This is a genomic window from Moorella naiadis (nom. illeg.), assembly GCF_051020825.1.
GTDB lineage: Bacteria > Bacillota > DSM-521 > Neomoorellales > Neomoorellaceae > Neomoorella > Neomoorella naiadis.
Map to the genome: position 1 here is coordinate 1 of NZ_JAXGFQ010000005.1, position 22,804 is coordinate 22,804.

Genomic DNA, 22,804 nt, shown 5'->3' on the forward strand with positions numbered 1-22,804 from the left:
AATTTTTTTTGCTAGCGTTGTCTAGTGAGATTGTTGCCATTATTGGTTAATCATGGTACATGCAACTGCACAGGTAGAAATTTTTTTAGGCCAATTTTAAGAAAACCTTAAAACAGGCACGTAACCGCCACCCTGGACTTGGATCGCGGCCGCAAATAGTCATTAACCGCCCGGATGGCCGATAATTAATTTCACAATATTCCCGGCCAGATTCTCTTCTCGTTCAATGGTAATACCGGCTTTTTTCACATTAGCCACCGTCCGCCGGTTGATGTTGGAGCCGACAAAATAAAGAACCAGGGGGTTCAGTGCGTCCATCAGCGGTCCCAGCAGCCGGTTTTCGCTGCGAACGTGCTCCAGGAGAATGATCTTCCCTTCCGGCCGACAGACGCGGTTTATTTCCTGCAACCCTTGGACCGGATCGGGAACGGTGCAAAAAACGCAGGTAGCTACTACCGTATCAAAGCTGGCATCCGCAAAGCCCAGGTGCTGGACGTCCATCTCCTGTAAAGCCACCGCGACCCTAGCCAGGTGCAGCTTCTGCCTGGCCCGCGCCAGCATCCCCGGGCTGAAATCAATGGCCGTCACCTGGCATCCCGGTGGGTAAAAAGGAAAATTAGCCCCTGTACCTACGCCAACTTCCAGCACCCGGCCCCGGGCTTCCCGCCACACCCGCCGGCGCCATTCATCGGGGATCATCCGGTCCATCCAGTCATAAAAGAGCGCCGTGCGGTTATAGCGCTTTTTGATTATTTCCGTTAGTTTCCTATCCATTGCTGCCATCACCACAAGTTATTATATCATAACTCGCTTTTTTATTCCCAAAAACCCTGGCAGGCAGGATTACAGGCTTTTTCCGGCGAAAAAAGAAACAATACCTTGCTGTAAAGTTGGTGAGCTACTTGCCTGACAGGGAAAAAATATTGCCACCAAGGCGCGGGAATGCCGCCCTTTATCGTCATGGACATCCTGGAAAAGGCCAAAGAAATGGAGGCCAGGGGAGAAAAAATCATCCACCTGGAAATCGGCGAACCTGATTTTGACACCCCTGAATCAATCAAAAAAGCCGCGCGGCGGGCCCTCAGGGACGGTGACACCCACTACACCCACAGCCTGGGCAAGCCGGAACTCAGAGAAGAAATCGCCCGCTACTACCTGCGCAAGTACGGGGTCAGCATCTCGCCCGATCAAATCATCGTTACTTCCGGCACCTCGCCAGCCATGCTCATCACCATCACCCCGGGCATCGACTTCGGCCGCAACTGCGAGGGATATATACGCCTTTCCTACGCCAACTCTCTGGAAAACATTAAAGAAGGCCTGGACCGGCTGGAGTGTTTCCTTTCTTGACGTTGCTTTACCAGGTATGATAAACTATGGAGAGTAAGGAGTTGGTAGGGAGGCAGATTGTTTATGGAAACACGCATTTCTTCCAAAGGACAAATAACCATACCTTCAGAGATTCGACGCCAGTTAAAGATTCATACTGGTGATGCCCTGCTGGTCAAAGCGATCGGGGAAAACAGTATTATACTTGAGGTAAAAAAGAAGGCCTTAACTGGTAGCCAGGGTACAAGCGAAGATATACTTAAAGCTACGGCGGGTTTATGGAAAGATAGAAATGATATCAATGAGAATTTCATCCGAGAACTACGTAAATCAGATCATAGACGCCTGGAGGAATTGCTCAATGAATAGCATTGTAATTGACTCCGATATCCTCATTGATCACTTCCGGGGCTTTCAGCCGGCCACAGATTTTTTGTTACGCATCTTTCAGGGCGAGTTTACGGGCCATATATCTGTACTTACGGAAATGGAATTGCTGGCTGGCACTATGCCCAAAAAAGGCGAAAAAGAGCAGATAGAGAGTCTGCTTAAGCGTTTTAATGCCATTCCCGTATCGTCTAATATTGCCCGGCGTGCCGGAGAGCTTTTACGAAAATACAGAGCTAATGGACTTGCCCCGGTAGACGCCATTATTGCCAGTACCTCTTTAGACCTGACAGCCATACTGGTGACGAGGAATACGAAGCACTTTGAGCCTGTTGAAGGATTATTAACTTTAAAACCCTACTCTTCTTAAGTTACGCTGTATCTCTTCTTCCACTTCCGCTTGCGTCGGCAACGCCGGGATGGCGCCCGGGCGGGTATAGGTAAGGGCCGCGGCAGTGGCTGCCAGGCGACCGGTATAGTGCAAATCCCTTTCTTCCAGGTCCGTTAGTCCCAGCCCTCCCCTGAAATCCCGGCCAGGGCTGTTAGCATTCCGGCCATGAAGGCGATATCATTAAGCCGCAAGGGAACGCCAATTTCCCACTCCCACCAGTTTCCATATTGCGTCAGCACTGATGCTTGTGTATAATACTTGCCTTCTATACACCATTGTTTTATAATGGAAATAGAAGGAGGCTGCCCTCATGCCCTATAACAAAATGGTAAGACGACAATTATATGTCCCAGTTGCCCTGAATAAAGAACTAAAAGATTACTCGCAGCGTTCCAGGGTTTCCGAATCAGAAATCGTTCGCCGGGCACTAATCATGTACCTTGAACAGGAAAAGCGGCGTAACACTCCTCCGGAAAAAAACCCCGTGCTAAAGGCGGTAGGGATTTTTCAAGGTAAGGCAGATTCCTTTATCGCTAGTGAAAGGCATGATGAAATTATTTACGGTTCAGAGGGTCCGGAGGCTGATTAATGAAAGTATTTATCGACACTGGAATGTGGTTTGGTTATTTAGTCCGAAATGACCAGCATCATCAAGAAGCCAGGCAGGTAATAATCTCCTTGCAAGCTGAAGGTATCCTGCTCGTAACGTCTGACTTAATCTTATCTGAAACTTACACTTTATTAATGCGTAAGTTAGATACCAAGGCAGCTCTAAAGTTCCTTGATATCATAAGGCAGCAGGTTGAGGAACGGTTTACTCAAATAATCTGGGTCGATGATGCGATTCTGAAGGAAGCGCGTATGTTTCTGGAAAAATTCTCCGATCACCCTCTTACTTTAGCCGACGCTTCCAGCGCCGCAATTTTACGTCGCAAAAACATCCCTCGTATCGCCACCTTTGACCACCATTTTAAGATCATGGGTTTCTCTTTTCTGCCTTAAAACTGGAGGTAATCCGCTCTTTCGTGACGATAGTTTCATTCAGGAACTACGTCAATCAGATTGCCGACGCCTGGAGGAATTGCTCAAGGATTAAAATTGGCCATTAACCGCCTGGATGGCCGATAATTAATTTCACAATATTCCCGGCCAAATTCTCTTCCCGTTCAATGGTAATACCGGCTTTTTTCACATTAGCCACCGTCCGCCGGTTGATGTTGGAGCCGACAAAATAAAGAACCAGGGGGTTCAGTGCGTCCATCAGCGGTCCCAGCAGCCAGGCTCCCTGGCACTGCACCGGTTTTTCCGTTCGAGATATGAGTTGGCCTAAGGTGTGAGTTGACTACTTTGCGAAATATAACCTCATTTTCCGCACCACCGTCGGGAAGCCGCGCTGATACTAGATTTATAACTCCGGCGCTCTCTAATTAAGTTTACTTAACGGCCAAACCGGACCATCGCCATACCCTCTCCGCTTCCGCTCCGTTTTCTGAACCAATGGATCATAAAGTACCGCTTAAGTTACGCCGTATCTCTTCTTCTACCTCCGCTTTTGTCGGCAACGCCGGGATGGCACCCGGTCGGGTGCAGGTGATGGCCGCGGCAGTGGCTGCCAGGTGACCGGTATAGTGCAAATCCCTTTCTTCCAGGTCCGTTAGATCCCGCCCCTCCCCTAAAATCCCGGCCAGGGCGGTTAGCATGCCGGCCATGAAGGCATCCCCGGCGCCGGTGGTATCCACAGCGGTCACCGGTAGGGCCGGGATCGCAACCTGTAACCCCTGTTGGGCCAGGACAGCCCCGGCTGCGCCCCGGGTCACGGCGATTAGCCGCGGCCCCGGCGCTATTTTTGTAACTATACTGCTCGAGATGACGGCATTGCTGCTGCTTATCCCTGGTGGTGATACCCTCCCCGTGCATTGGTCCGCGGATAACTCCCAGGAGAATAGTTTCCCGGACAGAAGTGCCGCTATACCATCGGCCAGGGTTGGACAACCGGTTAAAAACGCCAGCTCTTCCTCGTTGAGCTTGATGATATCTGCTCTTCCGGCGGCTTGCAGGATGTTTCTCCTAGCTGTCTCCTGGTCCGGCCAGAGGGAAAGGCGCAAGTTGGGGTCAAAAGAGATAACCGCCCCGGCTGCCCGGGCTATCCGGACAGCTTCCAGGGTAGCGCTGCGGGCCGGTTCCACCGTCAGGGATACGGAGCTAAAGTGGAGGATTCGGGTGTCGCCAAGTACTTCTTGCGGTAGTTCGGCGGGATCCATCCTCGTATCGGCTGTCTCGTGGCGGAAGAAGACGAACTCCGGCACCGCCTTTTCATTCAGGGCCACAAAAACCAGGGTGGTGTTGGCCTCCCTGTCCCAAAGGAGACCCCGCGTATCCACACCGTTTTCCTCCAGGACCTTCTTTAAATGTTCACCGAAAGCGTCCCGACCCACCTTACCGATGAAACCGGCACGGCCACCCAGGCGGGCCACCCCCACGGCGACGTTGGCCGGCCCGCCACCGGCGGCGCGGCGAAAATCGGTCACTTCCGCCAGCGGACACCCCTTGGGGTTGCCCACGAAATCGATTAAAATCTCGCCTACGGAGACAACGTCCAGGGATTTTACCGGCATGAATCCTTCCCCCAGTCATGATCTTAATATATTACAACCAATCCGGCGTAAACTTCACTTTATAGCACTATAATTCATAAAACAGTGCAAGGTTTCCCTACCAGCTCCGCCACCTGCCGCGCCACCATCAGTTCCTCATTTGTGTCAATGGCCAGGATGGTCACCGGGGCATTTTTCCTGGATAGGATATCCGGCCGGGGGCGGTGTTCATTTTTCCCTTCGTCCAACTCTATTCCTAAAAAGTCAAAATCCCGGCAGATCCCGGCGCGGATGGCAGGGGACCGCTCGCCGATGCCGCCGGTGAAGATTAAGACGTCCAGCCCGTTCATGGCGGCGGCAAAGGCACCAATATACTTCTTCACCTGGTAGCAAAAGACATCGATAGCCAGTTGGGCCCGCTGGTGGCCTGCTCTGGCCGCGGCCTCCAGGTCGCGCATATCGCCGCTCAAGCCGGAAATACCCAGCAGGCCGCCCTTTTTAACCATGACTTCATTAACTGCGGCGGCCGTCATGCCGGTCAGTTCCATTATCAAGGGAAAGACCCAGGGGTCAAAATCCCCCGGCCGCGTGGACATGATGGTCCCCGACTGGGGTGTCAGGCCGCTACTGATGTCTACCGATCGGCCGTATTTGATGGCCGCCACGGAGGTGCCGCTGCCCAGGTGGCAGGAGATAAGCTTTAACTCCCGGAGTTCCCGTCCCAGGATTCCGGCTGCCGTCTCTGCTACATAGCGGTGGGAGGTACCGTGGAAGCCATACTTGCGGATGCCATACTGTTCATACCACTCGTAGGGGAGGCCGTAGATATAGGCGTAAGGCGGTACGTTCCGGTGGAAGTTGGTTTCAAAGACAGCATACTGGGGTACCCCCGGCAACAATTCCTGGCACATCCTGATGCCTGCCACCGCCGGGGGCAGGTGGACCGGCGCCAGGCTGGAGAGGCTGGTAATGGTAGCCAGGACTTCGTCGTCAATCAAGACCGGCTGCTGGAACTTCTCCCCGCCGTGGGCCAGTTTATGGGCAATGGCGTCAATATCCGTAACCCCGGCAATGATACCCTCTTCCCGCAATGCGGTAACCAGCCAGCGGATGCCGTCGGCAAAAGTCGCGCCGGGCAAGGGCTGCCGGGCTGCTTCCCGGCCCGCCGCCTGGTGGCTGATTTCCGCCCGGGGACTAAACAACCGGTCAATGCTCCCTTTGGCCACTACCCTCTCTGCCGGCATGGCCAGGAGCTGGTACTTCATGGATGAACCGCCGCAATTGAGAACTAAAATCTGCATCAAAATACCCTCTTTTTACTGGTAGCTGGCAGCACCTGCTGCTAATTCCCCTGCCCGCCCGCCAGTTTAACCTTCTACAGCACCTGCTCCCAGACCCGGGCGTCGGGATTGGCAATTACCGCCGTGCCGGCCAGCATACCCTCGGCCTCCGCCTGGCTGGCGCCGGCGGCCACCGCCACTGTGACCGCACCGACATCCCCCGTAAAAAGAACAAAGGCTTTGCCACCCATACCCCGGGCCAGGCGAATCTCCAGGAGTTGCACTACGGCCGCCTTGGCCGCGGCATCGGCGGCCTGGATGGCCGCCGCCACCGAAAAAGCTTCGATCAAACCCAGGGCACCCATTGCCGTCGCTGCTACCGCCCCCCTGAGGGCCGGGAAGACATCCGGGTGCACGTTGGCCAGGACCAGGCTGCTGATGATGTTCGCCGCGAACCCTGCTTGGCCTGCTGCGACGGCGCTCTGGACCGCGCTGACATCCCCGGCAACTAAGATGATATATTTCCCCGGGCACATGATGGTGGCCTGGAGGAGATCCACCGCCGCCGTTTTGACCATGGTGTCGGCTGCCAGGACCCCCGCGGCCAGGCTGTTCAATTCCAATAAACCGATGGCGTGTTTCAATCTTCACCCACCTCCCCGGCCCGGATTATGATGGCCTCGCCCACCGCCTGGACGGTGCCGTCAATGCTGGCATGGAGGTTGGCCCCGATTTGCTCCTCGGGAACAGTAGCGATGAGCTGGCCCCTGGCCACCCGGTCACCGCTCTTGACCAGGGGAGTGGCGGCCACACCAGCGCCCTGCTGTAAAGGCAACCTCACCAGCCGGGGACGGTACAATTCCAGGGTCAGGGGGGCTTGGCGGTTATAAGCCCCCAGTCCCAGCCTGGCTACCAGGCGGCCGGTGGGTACCTGGCGGCCGGCCCGCCAGGGGTTAACTAGGGGTTGCTGCCCTGGCCGGCCCGGCCGGTAGCCCTGGCGCCGCAGTTCCTTTTTTATGGCGATATTAACCTGGCGGGGTGAGAGTTCCAGGGTGCAGGCGAAAAGTTCACACAACCCGCACTCGGAACACAACATAGCCCCGGTAATACCCCGGCTATCGCCGGTGATCCCATAAGCCACCGCCCTCATGGTCCGGTGGGGTTCCAGGGAGTGGCCCAGCAGATAGCGGGGGCAAAGGTCAGTACATTCCCGGCACTGGCAACAGGCCGCCATTGTTCGCCCCAGGGCCCTGGTCAGGGTCAATTGCTTTTTCGCCGCCAGGGGATGGCTGGTCGGAAGCACCAGCAGCCCCTTGGTGGTCTTGGTCACCACATCGTGTTCAGGGGCGATTGACTGACCCATCATGGGGCCGCCGTCAAGGACCAAAAAATCTTCTACCTGCGGGCCGCCTGCCAGGTCCAGAACCTCCTCCACCGGTGTTCCCAATGGAACCTGGACGGTCACGGGGCGGGCTACCGCGCCGGCAACGGTAAGATACTTCGCTGTTACCGGTTCGTCATGCATGGCTGCATAAACATTAACCAGGGTTTCAATGTTCAAAACAACCACGCCTACCTGGAGGGGAATTCCCCCGGGGGGGACAACCCGCCCGGTGACCTCGTACACCAGCACCTGCTCGTCCCCGGCCGGGTAAACATCGGGTAGCAACTTGATCGTCAGGCCCGGATACCCCGGCAAAACTGCTTCTAAAGCACTGACTGCTTCTTTATACTTGGGTTTCAAGGCCAGGTAAGCTTCCGTGGCCCCTACAGCCTCTTTTACTGCCTGCAGAGCCCTTAAAACTGCCCTTCGCTCCCTGACCAGGAGCTGCTGGTCCACCTGGAGGAGGGGCTCGCACTCGGCCCCGTTGGCAATGACGATTTCCGCCCGGTTTTTAATTTTAAAATGGGTCGGAAAGCCGGCCCCGCCGGCCCCGACCACTCCCGCCTGAAAAACTTTAGCTACCAATTCCGGCCCGCTCATTAAGCTCACTCCGGTCTAAACAATGGTTAACTGGCCACCAAAGACAACGTTACGCTCGCGGGTATAAGTCCGGGGTGAAGTAATACCCTCACCCGTGGGGCCGGCCACGGTCATAGTCGGCTTGCCGATATCTTCACCGCCCAAGCCGGCATAAGTGGGCACATTGACCACCGTCAGGGTGGCTTCCATGGCCCGGGCGAAGGCCGATGCCCGGGTATAATCGCGGGTGTAAATGGCGGCCGTATGCCGGAAACCGTGTTCCACTTCCCGGGAAACTTTTAATGCCGTGGCAAAATCCTTGACCCTGACCACCGGCAGGACCGGCATCAGCTGTTCCAGGGTAACCAGGGGGTGATCCAGGGGTACTTCCATGACTACCGCCCGCACCTCATCCCCAACCCGGACCCCGATCTCTTTTAAGATCCGGGAGGGATGCTGGCCGATAAAGCGGCTGTTAATCTTACCGTCCACCACCAGGAGTTTGGTCAGTTGCTGGATTTCCAGGTTGTCGGCCACATAATTGCCCTGGCGCTGCATGGCCAGCAGCAGGGCATCCGCCACCTGGTCCACGACAAAAACCTCTTTCTCCGCGATACAGAGGAGGTTATTATCAAAAGACGCCCCCAGGATGATATTCCGGGCCGCCAGCTCAATGTCAGCGGTTTCATCCACCACCACTGGAGGGTTGCCGGGACCGCCGGCAATGCATTTCTTCCCGCTGGCCAGGGCCGCCTCCACCAGGGCGTGGCCACCGGTGGCTACGATCAGGTTTACCTGGGGTGAGGCCATGGCCCGGTGGACGTTATCCAGGCTGACATCACGGGTAGATACAACTAAATTAACGGGACCGCCGGCCTTACCGATCGCCTCGTTAAAAAGGCGTACCACCTCGTGGCAGCATTTGACGGCCCGGGGATGGGGAGCAAAGCAAACGCTGTTGCCGGCGGCAATCATGGCCAGGCCATGATTGACCGGCGAAGCTATCGGGTTGGTGGTCGGCTCAATGGAAACTATCAAGCCAAAGGGACCGCGCTCGCTAAAAATCATTCCCGTCGTACCGGCATCGACCCTTTGCTCCAAATCCTCCATACCCGGCGTCAGCAAAGCCGCGTTCTTATTCTTGACGATCTTATCTTCAAAACGTCCCAGGCCAGTTTCTTCCACCGCCAGGCGCGCCAGCTTCTCAGCATTTTCCAGGAAGATCTGGCGGATGGCGGCGATAATTTTCTCCCTGGTTTCTCTGGCCAGGGCCATCAATTCGGCCTGGGCCTTTTTGGCTGCCGCCAGGGCCGCTTCCAGATCATTAAAAATGCCTTGTTCACCGGGAATATTAGCCGGTGCCGCTGCGGCCGCCGGCTGTGCGGGTGCCGGCTGGCCGGGAGGCAGATAGGGCTGTAATTTTTTTAGCACTTCCGCTACAATCTGGGCAATCCGTTCTTCTCCTGCCTGCAAAGTTATTACCCCTTTAAAAGGCAGCAGTAGTTACCCGGACGACACCCCGGCCGGGTTGTCGACAATGCCTACCACGGCGGCATCTACCGGCGCCCGGGGGTTGTCGATCGCCAGGCGCGCGCTGCTGCCGGTGGTAACCAGCACTGTTTCCCCGGTGCCGGCGCCAATATTGTCGACAGCTACCAGGTCCTGGTGCCGGGAGCGGGCGTTTAACGGCTTGATGATCAGGAGCTTCAAGCCTACCAGGCCTTCGTGTTTCCGGGTGGATACTACTGTGCCGATAACTTTACCGATTAACATTTATCTCGCCAGCTTTCACGCTACCACCATGACGCGGTCGCCGCAGCGTAACCCCAGGGCGTTGGCATCATCGGTGTCGATGTGCAGCTCGGTACGAAACTTTTCCTGAACCCGTACCTGTACCTGGTGTAAAACGGCACCTTTTTCCCCTGCGGCCCGTACATCAACGTAGACATTATCCTTTAAGCCCAGGGCCCGGGCATCGGCCGGGGTCATGTGAAGGTGGCGGTTGGCAATAATGCAACCGTCCCGCAGGACCACGGCTCCCTTGGGGCCTACAATTACTAATCCCGCTGAACCTGCCAGGTCCCCTGACCGGCGCACCGGGGGATTGAGCCCTAAGCGGACGGCGTCCGTCCGGGCCAGCTCGACCTGGGTCTGTTGGCGCTCCGGCCCGAGGATACGGACGTGCTCCAGGGCCCGCATATTAGGACCCACCAGGGTCACTGTCTCCTCGGCAGCAAATTCACCGGCCATGAGGGGCCTTAATTTTTTTAACTGATAACTGGGGCCATACAGGACATCCAGGTCGGCGCGGCTGATGTGGAGATGGCGGGCGGAAACACCTACCGGGATGAAACGCTTTTGCTCCTTTAGTTCAGCCAGGACCGCCCTGGTGATGATGGCCAGTAATTCTTCCTGTGGCAGCACTTTATCGCTCCCTCACTTTATGAGGACAGAACTATGCCATGGCCGGCAGGATTTTTTCCAGGTCAGCATGGGGCCGGGGAATGACATGGACGGCTATCAGCTCGCCAACCTTCTGGGCGGCCTGGGCGCCGACTTCGGTAGCCGCCTTAACCGCACCGACATCGCCGGCCACGAAAACCGTCACCATCCCGGAGCCGATTTTCTCCATACCCAGCAAGCTTACACTGGCTGCCTTCACCATAGCATCGGCCGCTTCAATAGCCGCGGTCAAACCCTTGGTTTCCACCATGCCTAGAGCACCATTAATCATTGGAAAATGCCTCCTTAACTTAAATAGAAATGTTTTAATCAGCCTTGCCGTTACTGCCAAAAAGGCGTATCTTGCGTTTAACCTCGGCCTTAATCCCGGCCGTGGTCGCTAAAATTAAATCCGGGTAACTTTGTACCGGCTGGGTTTGGGCTATTTCCTTCTGCGCCAACTCCCGCCATACCCGGGCCACCACCCGTTGGATTAGGTCTTCCATGCTATCCCCGGGCAAAGCGCCGCTGTAATCACGCTGGAGCAGGCAGTTATCAGCACAGGACGCATCGCAGCTGCCCTGGCTACAGGTGCACAAGTTGGTTTTTAATTGATCGACGGCTGCCAGGGACATGTCGGTAAAGATATTGATCTTAGCTATCCCCCGGGCAATAGCCTGGCGAAAATCATCATCACTCAACCCCGAACCGCCGTGGAGGACCAGGGGGATTCCCACCCGTTTTTTGATGGCCGCCAGGCGCTCTAAATCGAGCTTGGGGCGGGTTCGGTATACCCCGTGGGCGGTGCCGATAGCTACCGCCAGGGCATCGACACCAGTCCGGGCCACGAAATCGGCCGCCTGGTTGACATCAGTATAACCGGCCTGCGGGTCATCTTCGCCGCCCGGGCCGCCTTCCGCCCCACCGACATGCCCCAGTTCAGCTTCCACGGAAACGCCCAGGATTCTGGCAATCCGCACCACTTCCTGGGTGCGGCGGACATTCTCTTCATAGGGCAGGGTCGAGCCGTCAAACATTACCGAGGTAAAACCGTAATGCATGATCTTGATAATGTTTTCAAACTGCTGGCCGTGGTCGTAATGAACCACCACCGGCACCGTGGCTTCCCGGGCGACTTTAAGCATCAGCGGGGCAATGGTTTCCATGGCGATATACTTCTGGTGCACCTCGGCATAGGCCAGGATTACCGGCGCCTGCTCTTCCTCAGCCGCGCTTACAATGGCATTCAGCATCTCGACGTTAAGGACATTAAAGGCCCCCACGCCGTAATGGCGCCGGTCGGCGTCAGCCAGGACTTCTTTTAAAGTCATGAGTGGCATTTAGTGCTCCCCCCTTTCCTAGTCAACACTATCCTTCTTGTGACGGTACAATAGCTTGTCCAGTTCTTCATGGGGTTGGGGGAGAACTAGCGAGGCATAAACGCCACTTACTTCCCTGGCTGCCGCCACAGCGGCCTCCAAGGCCGCCGTAACGGCGCCGACATCGCCGCTGAAGCGTACCGTAACCATACCCTTGCCCTTGGAAAGTTCATAAGCCAGGAGCTGAACGTCAGCCGCCTTGACGGCCGTATCGGCCGCCTGGATGGCTGCCGTTAAGCCCATGGCTTCAATAATACCTACTGCTGGACGCAAAAAAATCACTCCATGCTCCTCGTTTTCTCCTTACCTGCCTGGCCTTCAATTAATGCCGCTGCCGCCATCGGCTTATGAAACAGCCGGCAGGGCCCTGGCAAAGGCGTCTATTTCAGCTGCCGTGGTCAGGACACCAATCTCCAGGCGGTATTCCCGGGCCTCGCCCGGGGCCAGGTACACCAGGGTGCCGCGTTGCCGCTCTTTAGCCCGCCCTTCCACCAGGCAGTTGGCCGGCTCCAGGCCAGCCGCATAGTTACCTTCGCCGGTAAACTTCCACTGGATAAAGTTCGGCAGGTGCTGGCGTTCATAACGGACATATACAGCCAGATTGAAGCGGCGGTTGACCAGGGCGGCCTGGCACCAACCTTTGGCATCAGGCAGGAGGTCGTGATAAAAGACAGTATCGGGGAAACCAGGCGTCGGACCCTGGTAAATGCTGTAAGAAGATGTCCCGCGGGCAGCCACTTCGTCCCGGGGTTTTACCTCCCGGCTGGCAGCCAGCAGTTCGGCACCGGCATCGAGGACGGGATACCCCAGATTGATATGATAAAGGATCATATGGGGCGCCGGCTGCCAGCCCTCATTGGTGACCACGTCGTGGATAAACAGGCGGTTCTCCCCCAGGCGCGCCCGGATGGTCCTATCCAGTACTACGTTGGGCCCAAAGACGGCTGCAACCTCCCGTACCCAGCCCTTAATAGTAAAGATGCACTCATCCCCCTCCCAGGCAGTCGCCGTACCCAGCTCCTCGGCCGGAACGTTGTTAATGCGGCCGTGAAGGCCCAGTTCCTCCCCGGCATCCTGGCAAGGTGAGCCCAGGTAGGTCAGGCCGCAGGTAACCAGGAGGCCGCCGCCAAAGTTCCTCAACCATCCCAGGCCGGCCGGTTCAAAATACTGGGGACCACTCTCTCCCACTGCCGAACGAAAGGCCAGGGGCAGGCCCCGGTACTCGGCCAGGCCGATATCCAGGCCCCGCCCCGGCAGGACGACAAACCGGAAACCGCTCCCCGTCCTGACCTCAACCGCCTTGAGGCCCTCAGCCCTTCCCTCACCGTAGGTAAAGGGGCGGAGGCCGGCCACCTGTTCCAGGCTGCCAAAGTAGCGCCGGATATCCCGGCGGGTAAACTCCCGGTCAAAAAGGTACGCCATTAAGCCTTACTCCTTTTCTCCTGCAACTCCATTAACCGCTCATAGCTGCCATACTTTTTACCGGCCTCACACAAGGCCCGCATATTGGCCTCCGGTGTATTGTAACCCATGGCGCAACCCGAACTCAGGAAAAGGCCAATACCCCCAGTGGCCTCAATAATATTCTTAGCCTGGGCTTCAATTGTTTCCGGTGTGCCCCAGACCAGGGGATCGCTGGGGTTGATATTACCCATGAGAACGGCCCGGTTGTCAACGACCCTTTTGGCATAGCCCATATCGACCTGCCAGTCAAGCTCCAGGATCTGGGCGCCGGTAGAGGCCATGTCTTCCAGGATGGCCGTCGTATCACCGCAAATATGAATGGAGAAAGGAATGCCGTAATCCTGGACTTCTTTAGTCATAGTAATCTCATGCTCCAGGGCGAACTGGCGGAACATGGCCGGGGAAATAAGGTTGGGGCCGGCAAAGGAATCGCCAATGGAAGTGGCGTGGGCCCCGGCATCCTTCTGGGCCCGGGCAAACAGCGTCCCGGCCCGCCGGCAGTAGTCCAGGACCTTCCAGATGAGTTCCGGCGGTTCGGTTACCAGGTCAATCATAAACTGCTGCGCCCCCCGGAGGAGACAGGCCAGGTCAAAGGGACCCTGATCGGCCCGGCCCATAATGAAAACATGGTCACCGATCTTTTCCCGCAAAATCCGGGTGGCCTCCAGCCATTCCGGCAGGCGCCCGGAACTGTAGGGATCGGGCAAAGGGAGGTCGTCAATCTGCCGCAGGTCCTTTAAAACCACATCTTCCTCATCCACTATAGCCACATCATTTTCCCGCCAGATAACTTTGGCGCCGCAGGCCTCGGCCAGGGTGGCATCATCTATATCGATGACGACGCCGTCGTAGCCGTATTTGGCCTGGCTGACGAGGTGGGTTTCGGCCATGAGCTTGCCACTTTTATTGATCTCACCGATCTTGTACCCGGCCGTAGCGCAGGCTACCATAAAGGACTGGGGTACTACCGGCACCCGGTCGGGAACCTCAAAACGGAGAGCGGCCAGGCATCGTTGGAGGGGAGTCATTGCGCGCATTTTAAGCACCTCCATATTTTTTAAGCTTTATTAAGCGTTTTGGCCAAAACCAAAGGTTATCTGGCCCTGAGGTGGATTCCCTGGATAGTTACATTGGTAAAGGGGTAGCAATAAATAGAGGAAAACAGGAAAGGAATATAGGGATTTTCTTATTTCTTCACTTGTGTTTGCATGGTATTTACGAGAACCGCTGCAAGTATCAATAAACCCCTTACTACATATTGCACGTATTCATTAATATTCAAGAGGGTCATGCCGTTTATTAATATACCTAGAAATGCAAGACCTATGAAGGTGCCCCATACTTTGCCTATGCCGCCGAATAGACTAGCACCACCGATAATGACCGAGGCGATGACGTTTAATTCCCATCCTTTGCCAAACGTAGAAGAACCCGCCATAACCTGGGATGATACTAATGTGCCGGCAAGGGCTGCCAGGACCTGCACAGCTATCATGACCATGATTTTTACACTGCGCACATTTATACCTGAAAGGCGAGCCGCTTCAGGGTTACCACCCACTGCATATACGGAGCGCCCAAACTTTGTTTTGTTCATTATGATGGATATTATCACAAATACTATAAGCAGGATGATGGCAGGTATAGGTATGGAAAATATATGACCCGCACCTAGCATGTTATACCATCTGGGAAGTGTGGTAACAGGAAATCCTCTGGATATGATGGCCGTTATGCCGTATAAGGCATTCAGCATTGCCAAAGTAATAATGAAGGAGGGCATTTTAAAGGTGGTCAAAAGCCATCCGTTAAAAAGTCCTACTAAGGCAGCTATAATAAATGCCAGGATTATACCCACTATAACTCCTGTCTCCATGGGCATTATACCGGCTTTTGCCAGGCCACCTGCGGTAAGGGCTATAATGACACCGGTCAAGGCTACAGTGGAGCCAATAGATAGGTCTATCTCTCCGGCTATAATTACCATGGTCATACCAAAAGCTATAACTCCCTGTAAAGATATATTCCTTAAGATATTCAGCAAGTTACTGGGAGTCAAAAAGCCCGGCGCCATAAAGGCTATAGCGATACTAATTACTAAAAGAATGCATTCCAGCATATATCTATTTAATATTTTTCGCATTTCCAGTTTCAATTCTTTTCCACTCCCATACATAACGAATATAGCTGTTCTATTTTCGTTTCTTCCGGCTTTACTTCTCCTACGAAACGCCCTTGCCTCATAATGAGTATTCTATGGCATACCTCTAAGAGTTCTTCCAACTCTGAGGATACTATGACACTGGATACACCCTTTCTGGACTGGTCCCAAATTATCTTAAATATTTGTTGTTTGGCATTTACATCAATGCCCCGGGAAGGTTCATCGAAGAATATTATTTTGGGATCTATATTTAGCCAATTACCTACTACTACTTTTTGCTGGTTCCCTCCTGAAAGGGAGGATACTGGATGGGCTATATCTGATACTTTTATTTCCAGTTCTCTTACTTGACGATTAGCGAAGTTGTTTTCTGTTTTAGGGTTTATAAAGGAACCGTTTGCTATTAAGTCAAGACTTGCGACACATAGATTATCTTTGATTGACCCTATCAGGTTTAACCCTTCGTTTTTTCTATCTTCCGGCGTCAGGGCCAGACCTTCTTTTTTCATTTTTATAGGATCAGGCGCGCTGATACGTTTACCGTTTATTATTATTTCACCGCTATCTAGGGGATCGGCACCGAAAATAGACTTTAATAGTTCTGTTCTTCCGGAGCCCAACATGCCTGCTATCCCCAGTATTTCTCCTTTTTTAAGTTGGAAGGAAATGTTTTCAAAGTAATTTTTACGAGTGAGGTTTTTTACTTCTAATACTATTTCATCGGATATTTTGAGGTCAGAGGGCCTGGTGTTTATTTTAACGTCGCCAAACATCATTTTTATTATTTGCTCATGGGTAGCAGTTTGCATAGGTATGGTGCCTATTAGTTTTCCGTCTCTTAAGACCGTGCAGGTGTCGGCTACCTCCCAAAGCTCTTGGAGGCGGTGGGAAACATATATTATAATGACATCTTTTTTCTTAAGTTCTCTTACCATTTTAAAGAGGGACTGCGTCTCATGATAAGATAAAGCTGAGGTAGGTTCGTCCAATTGTAATACTTTGGGTTTAAAGCTCATGGCTTTTACTATCTCTATCATTTGCCGCTGCCACATGCTTAGATTATAGACTATTTCTTGGGGGGAAATATCTACTTTCATCTCAGCCAGGAGTTCTTCGGCCATGGCGTAAATCTTTTTCCAGTCTACAAATCTTCCTTTCATGGGTAATCTCCCCATGAAGATATTTTCGGCTACTGTTAGGCCTGGTATGAGGCTGAGTTCTTGATAGACAGTGGCTATACCCTTTAAAAAAGCTTCTGCCGGGTCGCTAAATTTAATGGGGGTGCCATCTATTAAAATTTCACCCCTGGTGGGTTCTATTGCTCCGGAAAATATTTTTACTAAGGTTGATTTTCCGGAACCATTTTTGCCGATTAAGGCGTGAACTTTACCGCTGGTAAAAGATACGGATACGTTTTCTAATGCTATGGTGCCAGGATATATCTTCGTGACGCTACGTGTCTGTAAAATGCTCATGACATTTTACCTCGCATTTTTATAGGTGGGGATTTGCAAATTGCAAATCCCCACTGTTCATATTTTCTGTGTACCTAATTATTTACCCATCTTTTCCTTTAAATCGGCTTCAAATTTGGCTATGCCATCGGGATTGGAACGACTTAAAACCACACCGGGAACTGTAATACATTTACCTTTTGTGCTGCTTACGTCTTCACCCTTGACGGCTTTGATGAGGGTCTCCATGGTTTTGTACCCCATATTATACGGGTCCTGACCCGTTACAGCTTGTAATATATTGGCCGGATCTTTTAACATGGCAACCAGTTGCTCACTGGCATCCGTTCCGAAGGTAAATATCTTGCCTGCTTTACCTGCATTTTGCACTGCCATGGTGGCGCCTATGGTGCCGCCTTCATTGGCAGCCCAGATGATGTTGACGTCAGGATGGGCGGTAATAATATCGCCTGCTACCTGTACCGCTTTATCCTGCAGCCAGGCATCTTGATCCGCCACAATTTCCACGCCGGGAAGTTTCTTGACTTCGTCTAGGAATCCGTTAGTACGGTCACCGCTTTGCTCAGGAAGAAGAGATTTAAATTGAAGAATAGCTATTTTAGCTTTTCCGCCTAGTTTTTCCTGGATAAACTTAGCGGCTTCCTGACCTGTACGCTTTCCAAGTTCCTTATTGTCCGAAGTATAGCCGCCTACGATGAAGGGAGCATTGTTTAAATTTATATTGGATACAGCAATCTTCACTCCTTGCTCGGAGGCTTTTTTAAGGGTGACCACCGAAGCATCGGCGCTCAAGGGAGCTATGGCAATACCGTTGACTTTCTGAGCAACATAGGTATTGATTAACTCCGTCTCTTTAGCCTGGTCATTATTGGTATTGCTCACTAAGCACTCTACTCCGGCTGCCTTGGCCGCATCCTGGTAACCTTTTTGCAATAGCTTCATGAATTGATCTTCCTGGAATACGACGCCGGCCACTGTTATCTTAGCAGGTTTAGAGGCCTTTGATTCCGTTTGGGTAGCTGACGAACCTCCAGTTTGGGTTCCCTCGTTTTTGGATCCTCCACAGGCCACTAACGATAGAGCTAAAACCGCCACAATAATCCCTACTAAAACCTTTTTTACACTCTGGAAATTTTTCATCTTAATCCCTCCCATAAAAAATTGAGTAAAACTTAGAAACCCTCGACCCTCATGCCTACCAGTTTGTTTAATTTATGATAGTTTTGCTACTATAAAGGATCCTCCTCCTTTGTGATAAAGTTATATTGATACCCCTGAAAGGGAGCATCTCTTATCTTTTAAGTACCACGCGCAGGTCGTTCTGGATACCATAACCACCAAGGGATATAATTCTCTCATCGTTTATTCCAGCCGCACGCAGGGGCTGGATGATATCCTCCAGCAAGTCCACCGGCACCAGGGCACGGATTAAAATCAATTCCCCTTCCGGTTCCAGGGTCCAGGCGCCCATCTGCGCCGGTAAAAGCAGGGATTCCCCGGCTTTAACCTGCTCCGCCCCGTCGTCGTACTGCAACTGCCCCTGACCTGCTACCGGGATCAGGGTAGTAAATCGCCTTGGGTCCCCGCCTTCGGCCCAGGGTTCCCTGAGGCTTAATCGTTCCATGGTAAAGTAACGGCAGGCGCAAAGATATTCCTGGAGGTTTTTCCCTTTTTCTAAAGCGATAGGAGTGATATCCTCGGGATCGCCATCCTGGATGACAGCTGCCTGCAGGCTGTGTTCAATATCGCTCTTACGGCGTTCTTCATCAAAATCCCAGTCCAGCCAGTCCCAGGCAAAGATGGCGTCGCTGTTCTGCTGCACTTCCACGATAAAATTGCCGGCGCCAATGGCGTGGAGATGACCGCCGGGGATAAAGTAGGTGGCTCCTACCTTGCTGGGCACCTTTTTCATAGGGGCAAAGGTATCACCCCTCTCGATAAGGGTGCGAAATTCCTTTACAGTCAATCCCGGCTTGCTGCCGCACCAGAGGCCGGCCCCTTCATCTGCTGCCAAAACGTACCACGCTTCGGTCTTGCCCCGGTAGGGCAGGTTTACTTGCGCGGCATACTTGTCATCGGGGTGCACCTGGGGCGGCAGGTCCTTGGCACAGTCGAGAAACTTGATTAACAGGGGAAAGTAATTCCCATATTGCTGCCAGACCGCTTCCCCTACCAGGCCGGCCTGGAATCTATCCACTGCTTCCTGGAGGTTTAACCCTGCCAGGGGTCCGTTTTTAATGATCCCTTCCGACCCGGGACAGGCGCTGATTTCCCAGCTTTCCGCTACGGTCCTGTCAGTGGGGATATCCTCCTTGGCAAACATGCGGGCAATGCGGTAGCCGCCATAGGGATAAAAGCGTAAATGAGGACGAAATTTTAATGGATAAAGCATACTACTATGACTCCTTTGTTAGTTGGTGTTATTACAATTTGCTGTAATAAATCCTTGAGTTTCTTCCCAGCTACGGATGCCGCTGGAGGCGCCCACGGCGGTGACGGCCAGGGCCCCGACGGCATTGGCCAGCCGGGCTGTTGCTTTTAAATCAAGGCCCCGCACCAGCCCGGCCAGGAAACCGGCTACAAAAGCATCGCCGGCCCCGGTAGCGTCAACGGCTTCTACTTTAAAGGGCGGCATCAAAAAGCTTTCCCCGGCCGAAGCCACAAAAGAACCGGCGGCACCCATCTTAATGCCGACTATCTTCACCCCCCTCTGCAGGAAGCTGGCCGCTATCGCTGCTGGTTCCTCATAGCCGGATAGCATCCGCGCCTCGTCCAGGCTGGGTAAAAAGACGTCGGTATAGGGCAGGCAGGGGTCAATGAGTTCCCGCCAGCGGCCGGTGGCGTCCCAGGCCGTATCGATGCTGGTCAGGCAACCCATCTCCTGCGCCCTTTTCAGCACCGCGGCTGCCGGCTCACCATCAAAACCCGGCATTACTAAACTGCCGGCCAGGTGCAGCAGGCGCGCGCCCTTGACCAGATCCCAGTTAATATCCTCCGGTCTTAAGGTAGCATTGGCGCCGATATAGTGGATAAAGGAGCGTTCACCATCTTCACTGACCATGACCATGGTCGCTGAAGTATTGACGCCGGCGGCCCGCCTGATGCCCCCGGTATCTATCCCACCACGCTCCAGTTCCTTGATGATAAAGTCGCCCAGGGCATCGGCTCCTACTTTGCCAATAACGCCCGTCTTAACCCCCAGCCTGCTCAAGGCTCGCCCGGTATTAACGGCACAGCCGCCGGTATGCAGTTCCATGGCATCTACCAGGGCTAATTTTCCTTTCTCCGGGAAGCTGCGTACGGGCCGGCCCACTAAATCGGCTACCATAATTCCCAGGCAGATTACTTCCGGCATCAACAGCCACCTCGCTAAAAGGCTCCGGTTACATAAACGCTAATTTTGAAATATTAATGCGGCAGCTCGACAAAAAACAACGTTGTCAATTGATGCTAATTTAGCTTATCTTCTCCTGTCCGGGTTGTCGCTGGAATTGCCCCAGGCAGCCGCAGGATTCCCTGATGATCAATTCCGTCGACAAGGTAATTTCCTGCACGGCGGCAGTCCCTTCCATCTGGCGGAACAACATCATGGCTGCCTCCCGGCCCATGGCGTAAGCCGGCTGGGATACGACGGTCAGGCGGGGCCGGCAGGTATCCGCCGTTTCAAAGTCATCAAAACCCACCAGGGCTATATCCCGTGGCACCTCCAGGCCCAGATGGGTCAAGGCCCGTAATGCTCCCAGCACCATGATGTTGTTGGTCGCAAAAATTGCCTGAGGGCGGTGCAGCTGTCTCGTTAAAACCTCCTGGGTGGCCCGGAAGGCATCCATTACCGTTTTACTACCCATCCGCACCAGGGAAGGTGTGATCTCCTGGCCATGTTCCTCCATGGCTTTTTGAAAACCGGCGAAGCGTTCTTCCCCCGTTGTTAGACCGGCGATATGGCCGATATAGGCAATTTCCCGGTAGCCGTGTTGCAGTAAATGGCAAGTTAGGTTATAGGCACCCTGGCTATTTTCCACCTTAACAATGGAAGCGCTCTTAAAATCTTCCGGTTGCCGGTCCACGAAGACCAGGGGCAGGTGCCCGGCCAGGTGCTCCAGGTACTGGTGGGAGCCGCCCGCCGGGACGATAATCATACCCTCTACCTGCTTTTCCACAAAGATACGGGTATACTGCTTTTCTTTCTTCAGCATCTCGTCAGAGTTAGCAATAAGGAGGCTGTAGTTTTTATTAGTGGCGATGTCTTCGATGCCCCGGACAATAGCACTGTAAAAGCTGTTGGTTATATCAGCGATGATGACGCCGATGGTATAGGTTTTCTTAACCCGCAAACTCCTGGCGATGGCGTTCGGCTGGTAACCCATCGCCTTGATGGCCGCCAGGACCTTTGCTTTGGTCTGTTCGCGGACGTGTTCGTCGCCGTTGATAACCCGAGAAACAGTCTTTAGGGAAACCCCGGCGGCGGCAGCTACATCCTTTATTGTCGGCAGGCTCCGGAAAGCATCGTTTCCATTTATCAAAATAAACCTTACTCCTCTGATTTGATAACGTTGTCTATGACTATCGTTGTCATATATTCGACGTTACTTTCGGGATTCCTGCTTACAAGGTTAGCTTTTTAAAAAATTCTTTTCCTGCTTGCCACTTTTTTATCCTTATAAAGAAGGGAAATCAAGTTTAATTACGAACATATATTCTAAAAGAATGGAGTTAATTATGCCTCGACATGAGCCAAAGGAGTTGGTAAAATGGATCGTGAAAAGGCAACTGTGCAAAAAGAAGAACGGCTCAAAGAACGCTTGCCCAACTACTGGGACCTGGGTGACAAGACGGCGGCCGAACACTTTACCAGGGATTTTTTAAAGTTTCTGCTACCTGGCCTTCAACCCCAAGAAGTGACCCTGCTGGATAAAGAAATCGTGAAGGAAACCTTCCGCAGCTGGGTAGAAAGCGACCAGGTGGTAAAAATAATACTGGCGGACGGTAGCAGCATCGGTGTCATCCAGGAGTTTCAGCGTTACCATGACCCGACTATCTGGGAGCGCCTGTGGGAGTATGCCGTACTATTAAAGCGCAAACACGGGCTGACTATCCTGCCCATCCTGGTAGACTACAATAAAGAAAAACAAGGGGGCAACCCCGTAACCTGGCAAACGCGTCCCATGATGCAACTGGGACTACCCGAAACTACCGTAACCATTGCCACCTTTACCTGCCTGGTATTCAAGGTGAACAGTCTGCAGGACACGGAATTGCTCAGCAGCGATGAGCCCGGGATATGGCCGCTGTTACCCTTTACCCGGACAAGAATGACGCCCGGTGAAATGGTCGCTGCCATAGCAAAAAGGCTGGTTGAGTTAAAGGTAGCGCAAGAATACATAGACAAGATCCTGACCATGCTTGGCTATTACCTGGAGGGTATGTACAGCCCCCAGGAACTGGAAGAATTCAACGAAACCCTGCGGAGGTGGAAGGAGATGTCCCTGCAACTGAAGTATATCGGCCAGCCATGGCGAGAAGAAGGGAAGCTGGAGAAAGCCAGGGAAGACATTATCGAAGTTCTGGAAGAGCGCTTTGGAATAGTTGATGATTCCGTCAAGCAGAAGCTGGCTATGATTGAAGACCCTGGTAAATTAAAAATACTCCTCCGGAAAAGCATCAAAATAGGAAGTTTGGCGGAGTTTACCGGACTATTTTAGATTAGCGGGGGAGTCTAAGGGGGAAGATCCACCCAGACTGGTATTTTTAAGGGAGAAGGAGGCCATGAAATGATATATGAAAGGCAATATCCTGCGAGCGGAAGCTGAAGCCCCTGATCAACACCGTTAACTGCGTAGGCGTGATGGGACGGGGTAATGCGCTTCCAGAATCAGGGCGGCAAATGGCCTTGGAGTTTATGCGAGCGAAGCATGAATTATGGTCGCTAATAAATA

Annotated in this window: 28 protein-coding genes; 6 read left to right on the top strand and 22 right to left on the bottom strand. The window is 53.4% G+C overall.

The window, feature by feature from the left end; all coding sequences use genetic code 11:
- Positions 1-162: 162 nt before the first annotated feature.
- On the bottom strand, positions 163-774 hold the full coding sequence (locus SDD30_RS04280) for a class I SAM-dependent methyltransferase (protein WP_434073707.1): 612 nt from the start codon (positions 772-774) through the stop codon (positions 163-165).
- 168 nt (positions 775-942) lie between these two features.
- Here SDD30_RS04280 and SDD30_RS04285 point away from each other — a divergent pair, with 168 nt between their 5' ends.
- The 3 genes from SDD30_RS04285 (at position 943) to SDD30_RS04295 (ending at position 2,086) form a co-directional block, all read left to right on the top strand.
- Positions 943-1,350 carry an aminotransferase class I/II-fold pyridoxal phosphate-dependent enzyme gene (locus SDD30_RS04285; protein WP_434073708.1) on the top strand — a complete coding sequence of 136 codons (408 nt, stop codon included), beginning with the start codon at positions 943-945 and terminating at the stop codon, positions 1,348-1,350.
- A gap of 63 nt (positions 1,351-1,413) precedes the next feature.
- Positions 1,414-1,698, top strand: coding sequence for an AbrB/MazE/SpoVT family DNA-binding domain-containing protein (locus tag SDD30_RS04290; protein WP_434073709.1), 285 nt, complete (start codon positions 1,414-1,416; stop codon positions 1,696-1,698).
- Positions 1,691-2,086: a type II toxin-antitoxin system VapC family toxin gene (locus tag SDD30_RS04295; RefSeq protein ID WP_434073710.1), complete on the top strand. Its 396-nt coding sequence runs from the start codon at positions 1,691-1,693 to the stop codon at positions 2,084-2,086. The genes SDD30_RS04290 and SDD30_RS04295 overlap by 8 nt, the downstream gene beginning before the upstream one ends.
- Here the strand turns inward: SDD30_RS04295 and SDD30_RS04300 are convergent.
- Positions 2,066-2,200 (bottom strand): hypothetical protein, encoded by a 135-nt coding sequence (locus SDD30_RS04300; protein WP_434073711.1) that lies wholly within the window; start codon positions 2,198-2,200, stop codon positions 2,066-2,068. The two genes, SDD30_RS04295 and SDD30_RS04300, sit on opposite strands and share 21 nt — an antisense overlap.
- Before the next feature lie 20 nt (positions 2,201-2,220).
- Entirely contained in the window at positions 2,221-2,400 is a 180-nt protein-coding gene (locus SDD30_RS04305) for a hypothetical protein (RefSeq protein ID WP_434073864.1), read from the bottom strand.
- A gap of 17 nt (positions 2,401-2,417) precedes the next feature.
- Between SDD30_RS04305 and SDD30_RS04310 the strand changes: the two genes are divergently transcribed.
- Positions 2,418-2,696 (top strand): ribbon-helix-helix domain-containing protein, encoded by a 279-nt coding sequence (locus tag SDD30_RS04310; RefSeq protein WP_434073712.1) that lies wholly within the window; start codon positions 2,418-2,420, stop codon positions 2,694-2,696.
- Entirely contained in the window at positions 2,696-3,109 is a 414-nt protein-coding gene (locus SDD30_RS04315) for a type II toxin-antitoxin system VapC family toxin (RefSeq protein ID WP_434073713.1), read from the top strand. Before SDD30_RS04310 ends, SDD30_RS04315 begins: the two co-directional genes overlap by 1 nt.
- Positions 3,110-3,212: 103 nt before the next feature.
- Here SDD30_RS04315 and SDD30_RS04320 read toward each other — a convergent pair whose 3' ends face one another.
- From SDD30_RS04320 to SDD30_RS04410, 19 genes are all read right to left on the bottom strand, one after another.
- Complete coding sequence (locus SDD30_RS04320) at positions 3,213-3,368, bottom strand: hypothetical protein (RefSeq protein WP_434073714.1); 156 nt, start codon at positions 3,366-3,368, stop codon at positions 3,213-3,215.
- A gap of 241 nt (positions 3,369-3,609) precedes the next feature.
- Positions 3,610-4,722 (bottom strand): PfkB family carbohydrate kinase, encoded by a 1,113-nt coding sequence (locus SDD30_RS04325; protein WP_434073715.1) that lies wholly within the window; start codon positions 4,720-4,722, stop codon positions 3,610-3,612.
- Between the two features lie 74 nt (positions 4,723-4,796).
- Positions 4,797-6,002, bottom strand: coding sequence for an acetate/propionate family kinase (locus SDD30_RS04330; protein WP_434073716.1), 1,206 nt, complete (start codon positions 6,000-6,002; stop codon positions 4,797-4,799).
- Between the two features lie 74 nt (positions 6,003-6,076).
- Positions 6,077-6,625, bottom strand: coding sequence for a BMC domain-containing protein (locus SDD30_RS04335; protein ID WP_434073717.1), 549 nt, complete (start codon positions 6,623-6,625; stop codon positions 6,077-6,079).
- Positions 6,622-7,965 carry a 4Fe-4S dicluster domain-containing protein gene (locus SDD30_RS04340; protein ID WP_434073718.1) on the bottom strand — a complete coding sequence of 448 codons (1,344 nt, stop codon included), beginning with the start codon at positions 7,963-7,965 and terminating at the stop codon, positions 6,622-6,624. Before SDD30_RS04340 ends, SDD30_RS04335 begins: the two co-directional genes overlap by 4 nt.
- A gap of 15 nt (positions 7,966-7,980) precedes the next feature.
- Complete coding sequence (locus tag SDD30_RS04345; protein ID WP_434073719.1) at positions 7,981-9,417, bottom strand: aldehyde dehydrogenase; 1,437 nt, start codon at positions 9,415-9,417, stop codon at positions 7,981-7,983.
- Between the two features lie 30 nt (positions 9,418-9,447).
- On the bottom strand, positions 9,448-9,717 hold the full coding sequence (locus tag SDD30_RS04350) for a EutN/CcmL family microcompartment protein (protein ID WP_434073720.1): 270 nt from the start codon (positions 9,715-9,717) through the stop codon (positions 9,448-9,450).
- Between the two features lie 15 nt (positions 9,718-9,732).
- Complete coding sequence (pduL, locus tag SDD30_RS04355) at positions 9,733-10,368, bottom strand: phosphate propanoyltransferase (protein ID WP_434073721.1); 636 nt, start codon at positions 10,366-10,368, stop codon at positions 9,733-9,735.
- Positions 10,369-10,399: 31 nt separating this feature from the next.
- A complete protein-coding gene (gene pduA, locus SDD30_RS04360) occupies positions 10,400-10,678 on the bottom strand; it encodes a propanediol utilization microcompartment protein PduA (protein WP_156272602.1) in 279 nt (92 codons plus the stop codon).
- 34 nt (positions 10,679-10,712) lie between these two features.
- Positions 10,713-11,726, bottom strand: coding sequence for a class II fructose-bisphosphate aldolase (locus SDD30_RS04365; RefSeq protein WP_434073722.1), 1,014 nt, complete (start codon positions 11,724-11,726; stop codon positions 10,713-10,715).
- Between the two features lie 18 nt (positions 11,727-11,744).
- On the bottom strand, positions 11,745-12,047 hold the full coding sequence (locus tag SDD30_RS04370; RefSeq protein WP_434073723.1) for a BMC domain-containing protein: 303 nt from the start codon (positions 12,045-12,047) through the stop codon (positions 11,745-11,747).
- Positions 12,048-12,110: 63 nt separating this feature from the next.
- Positions 12,111-13,187: an aldose 1-epimerase family protein gene (locus SDD30_RS04375; protein ID WP_434073724.1), complete on the bottom strand. Its 1,077-nt coding sequence runs from the start codon at positions 13,185-13,187 to the stop codon at positions 12,111-12,113.
- Positions 13,187-14,266 (bottom strand): uroporphyrinogen decarboxylase family protein, encoded by a 1,080-nt coding sequence (locus tag SDD30_RS04380; protein WP_434073725.1) that lies wholly within the window; start codon positions 14,264-14,266, stop codon positions 13,187-13,189. Before SDD30_RS04380 ends, SDD30_RS04375 begins: the two co-directional genes overlap by 1 nt.
- A gap of 149 nt (positions 14,267-14,415) precedes the next feature.
- Complete coding sequence (locus SDD30_RS04385) at positions 14,416-15,384, bottom strand: ABC transporter permease (protein ID WP_434073726.1); 969 nt, start codon at positions 15,382-15,384, stop codon at positions 14,416-14,418.
- Positions 15,381-16,868, bottom strand: coding sequence for a sugar ABC transporter ATP-binding protein (locus SDD30_RS04390; protein WP_434073727.1), 1,488 nt, complete (start codon positions 16,866-16,868; stop codon positions 15,381-15,383). Before SDD30_RS04390 ends, SDD30_RS04385 begins: the two co-directional genes overlap by 4 nt.
- A gap of 78 nt (positions 16,869-16,946) precedes the next feature.
- The gene (locus SDD30_RS04395) at positions 16,947-18,008 is read right to left on the bottom strand and encodes a substrate-binding domain-containing protein (RefSeq protein ID WP_434073728.1); all 1,062 of its coding nucleotides are present in this window, start codon (positions 18,006-18,008) and stop codon (positions 16,947-16,949) included.
- A gap of 151 nt (positions 18,009-18,159) precedes the next feature.
- On the bottom strand, positions 18,160-19,260 hold the full coding sequence (locus SDD30_RS04400; protein WP_434073729.1) for a type I phosphomannose isomerase catalytic subunit: 1,101 nt from the start codon (positions 19,258-19,260) through the stop codon (positions 18,160-18,162).
- An 18-nt stretch (positions 19,261-19,278) separates the two neighbouring features.
- On the bottom strand, positions 19,279-20,223 hold the full coding sequence (locus SDD30_RS04405; RefSeq protein WP_434073730.1) for a carbohydrate kinase family protein: 945 nt from the start codon (positions 20,221-20,223) through the stop codon (positions 19,279-19,281).
- 100 nt (positions 20,224-20,323) lie between these two features.
- Positions 20,324-21,391, bottom strand: coding sequence for a LacI family DNA-binding transcriptional regulator (locus tag SDD30_RS04410; protein WP_434073731.1), 1,068 nt, complete (start codon positions 21,389-21,391; stop codon positions 20,324-20,326).
- Between the two features lie 228 nt (positions 21,392-21,619).
- Here SDD30_RS04410 and SDD30_RS04415 point away from each other — a divergent pair, with 228 nt between their 5' ends.
- The gene (locus SDD30_RS04415; protein WP_434073732.1) at positions 21,620-22,570 is read left to right on the top strand and encodes an RpnC/YadD family protein; all 951 of its coding nucleotides are present in this window, start codon (positions 21,620-21,622) and stop codon (positions 22,568-22,570) included.
- The last annotated feature ends 234 nt before the right edge of the window (positions 22,571-22,804 follow it).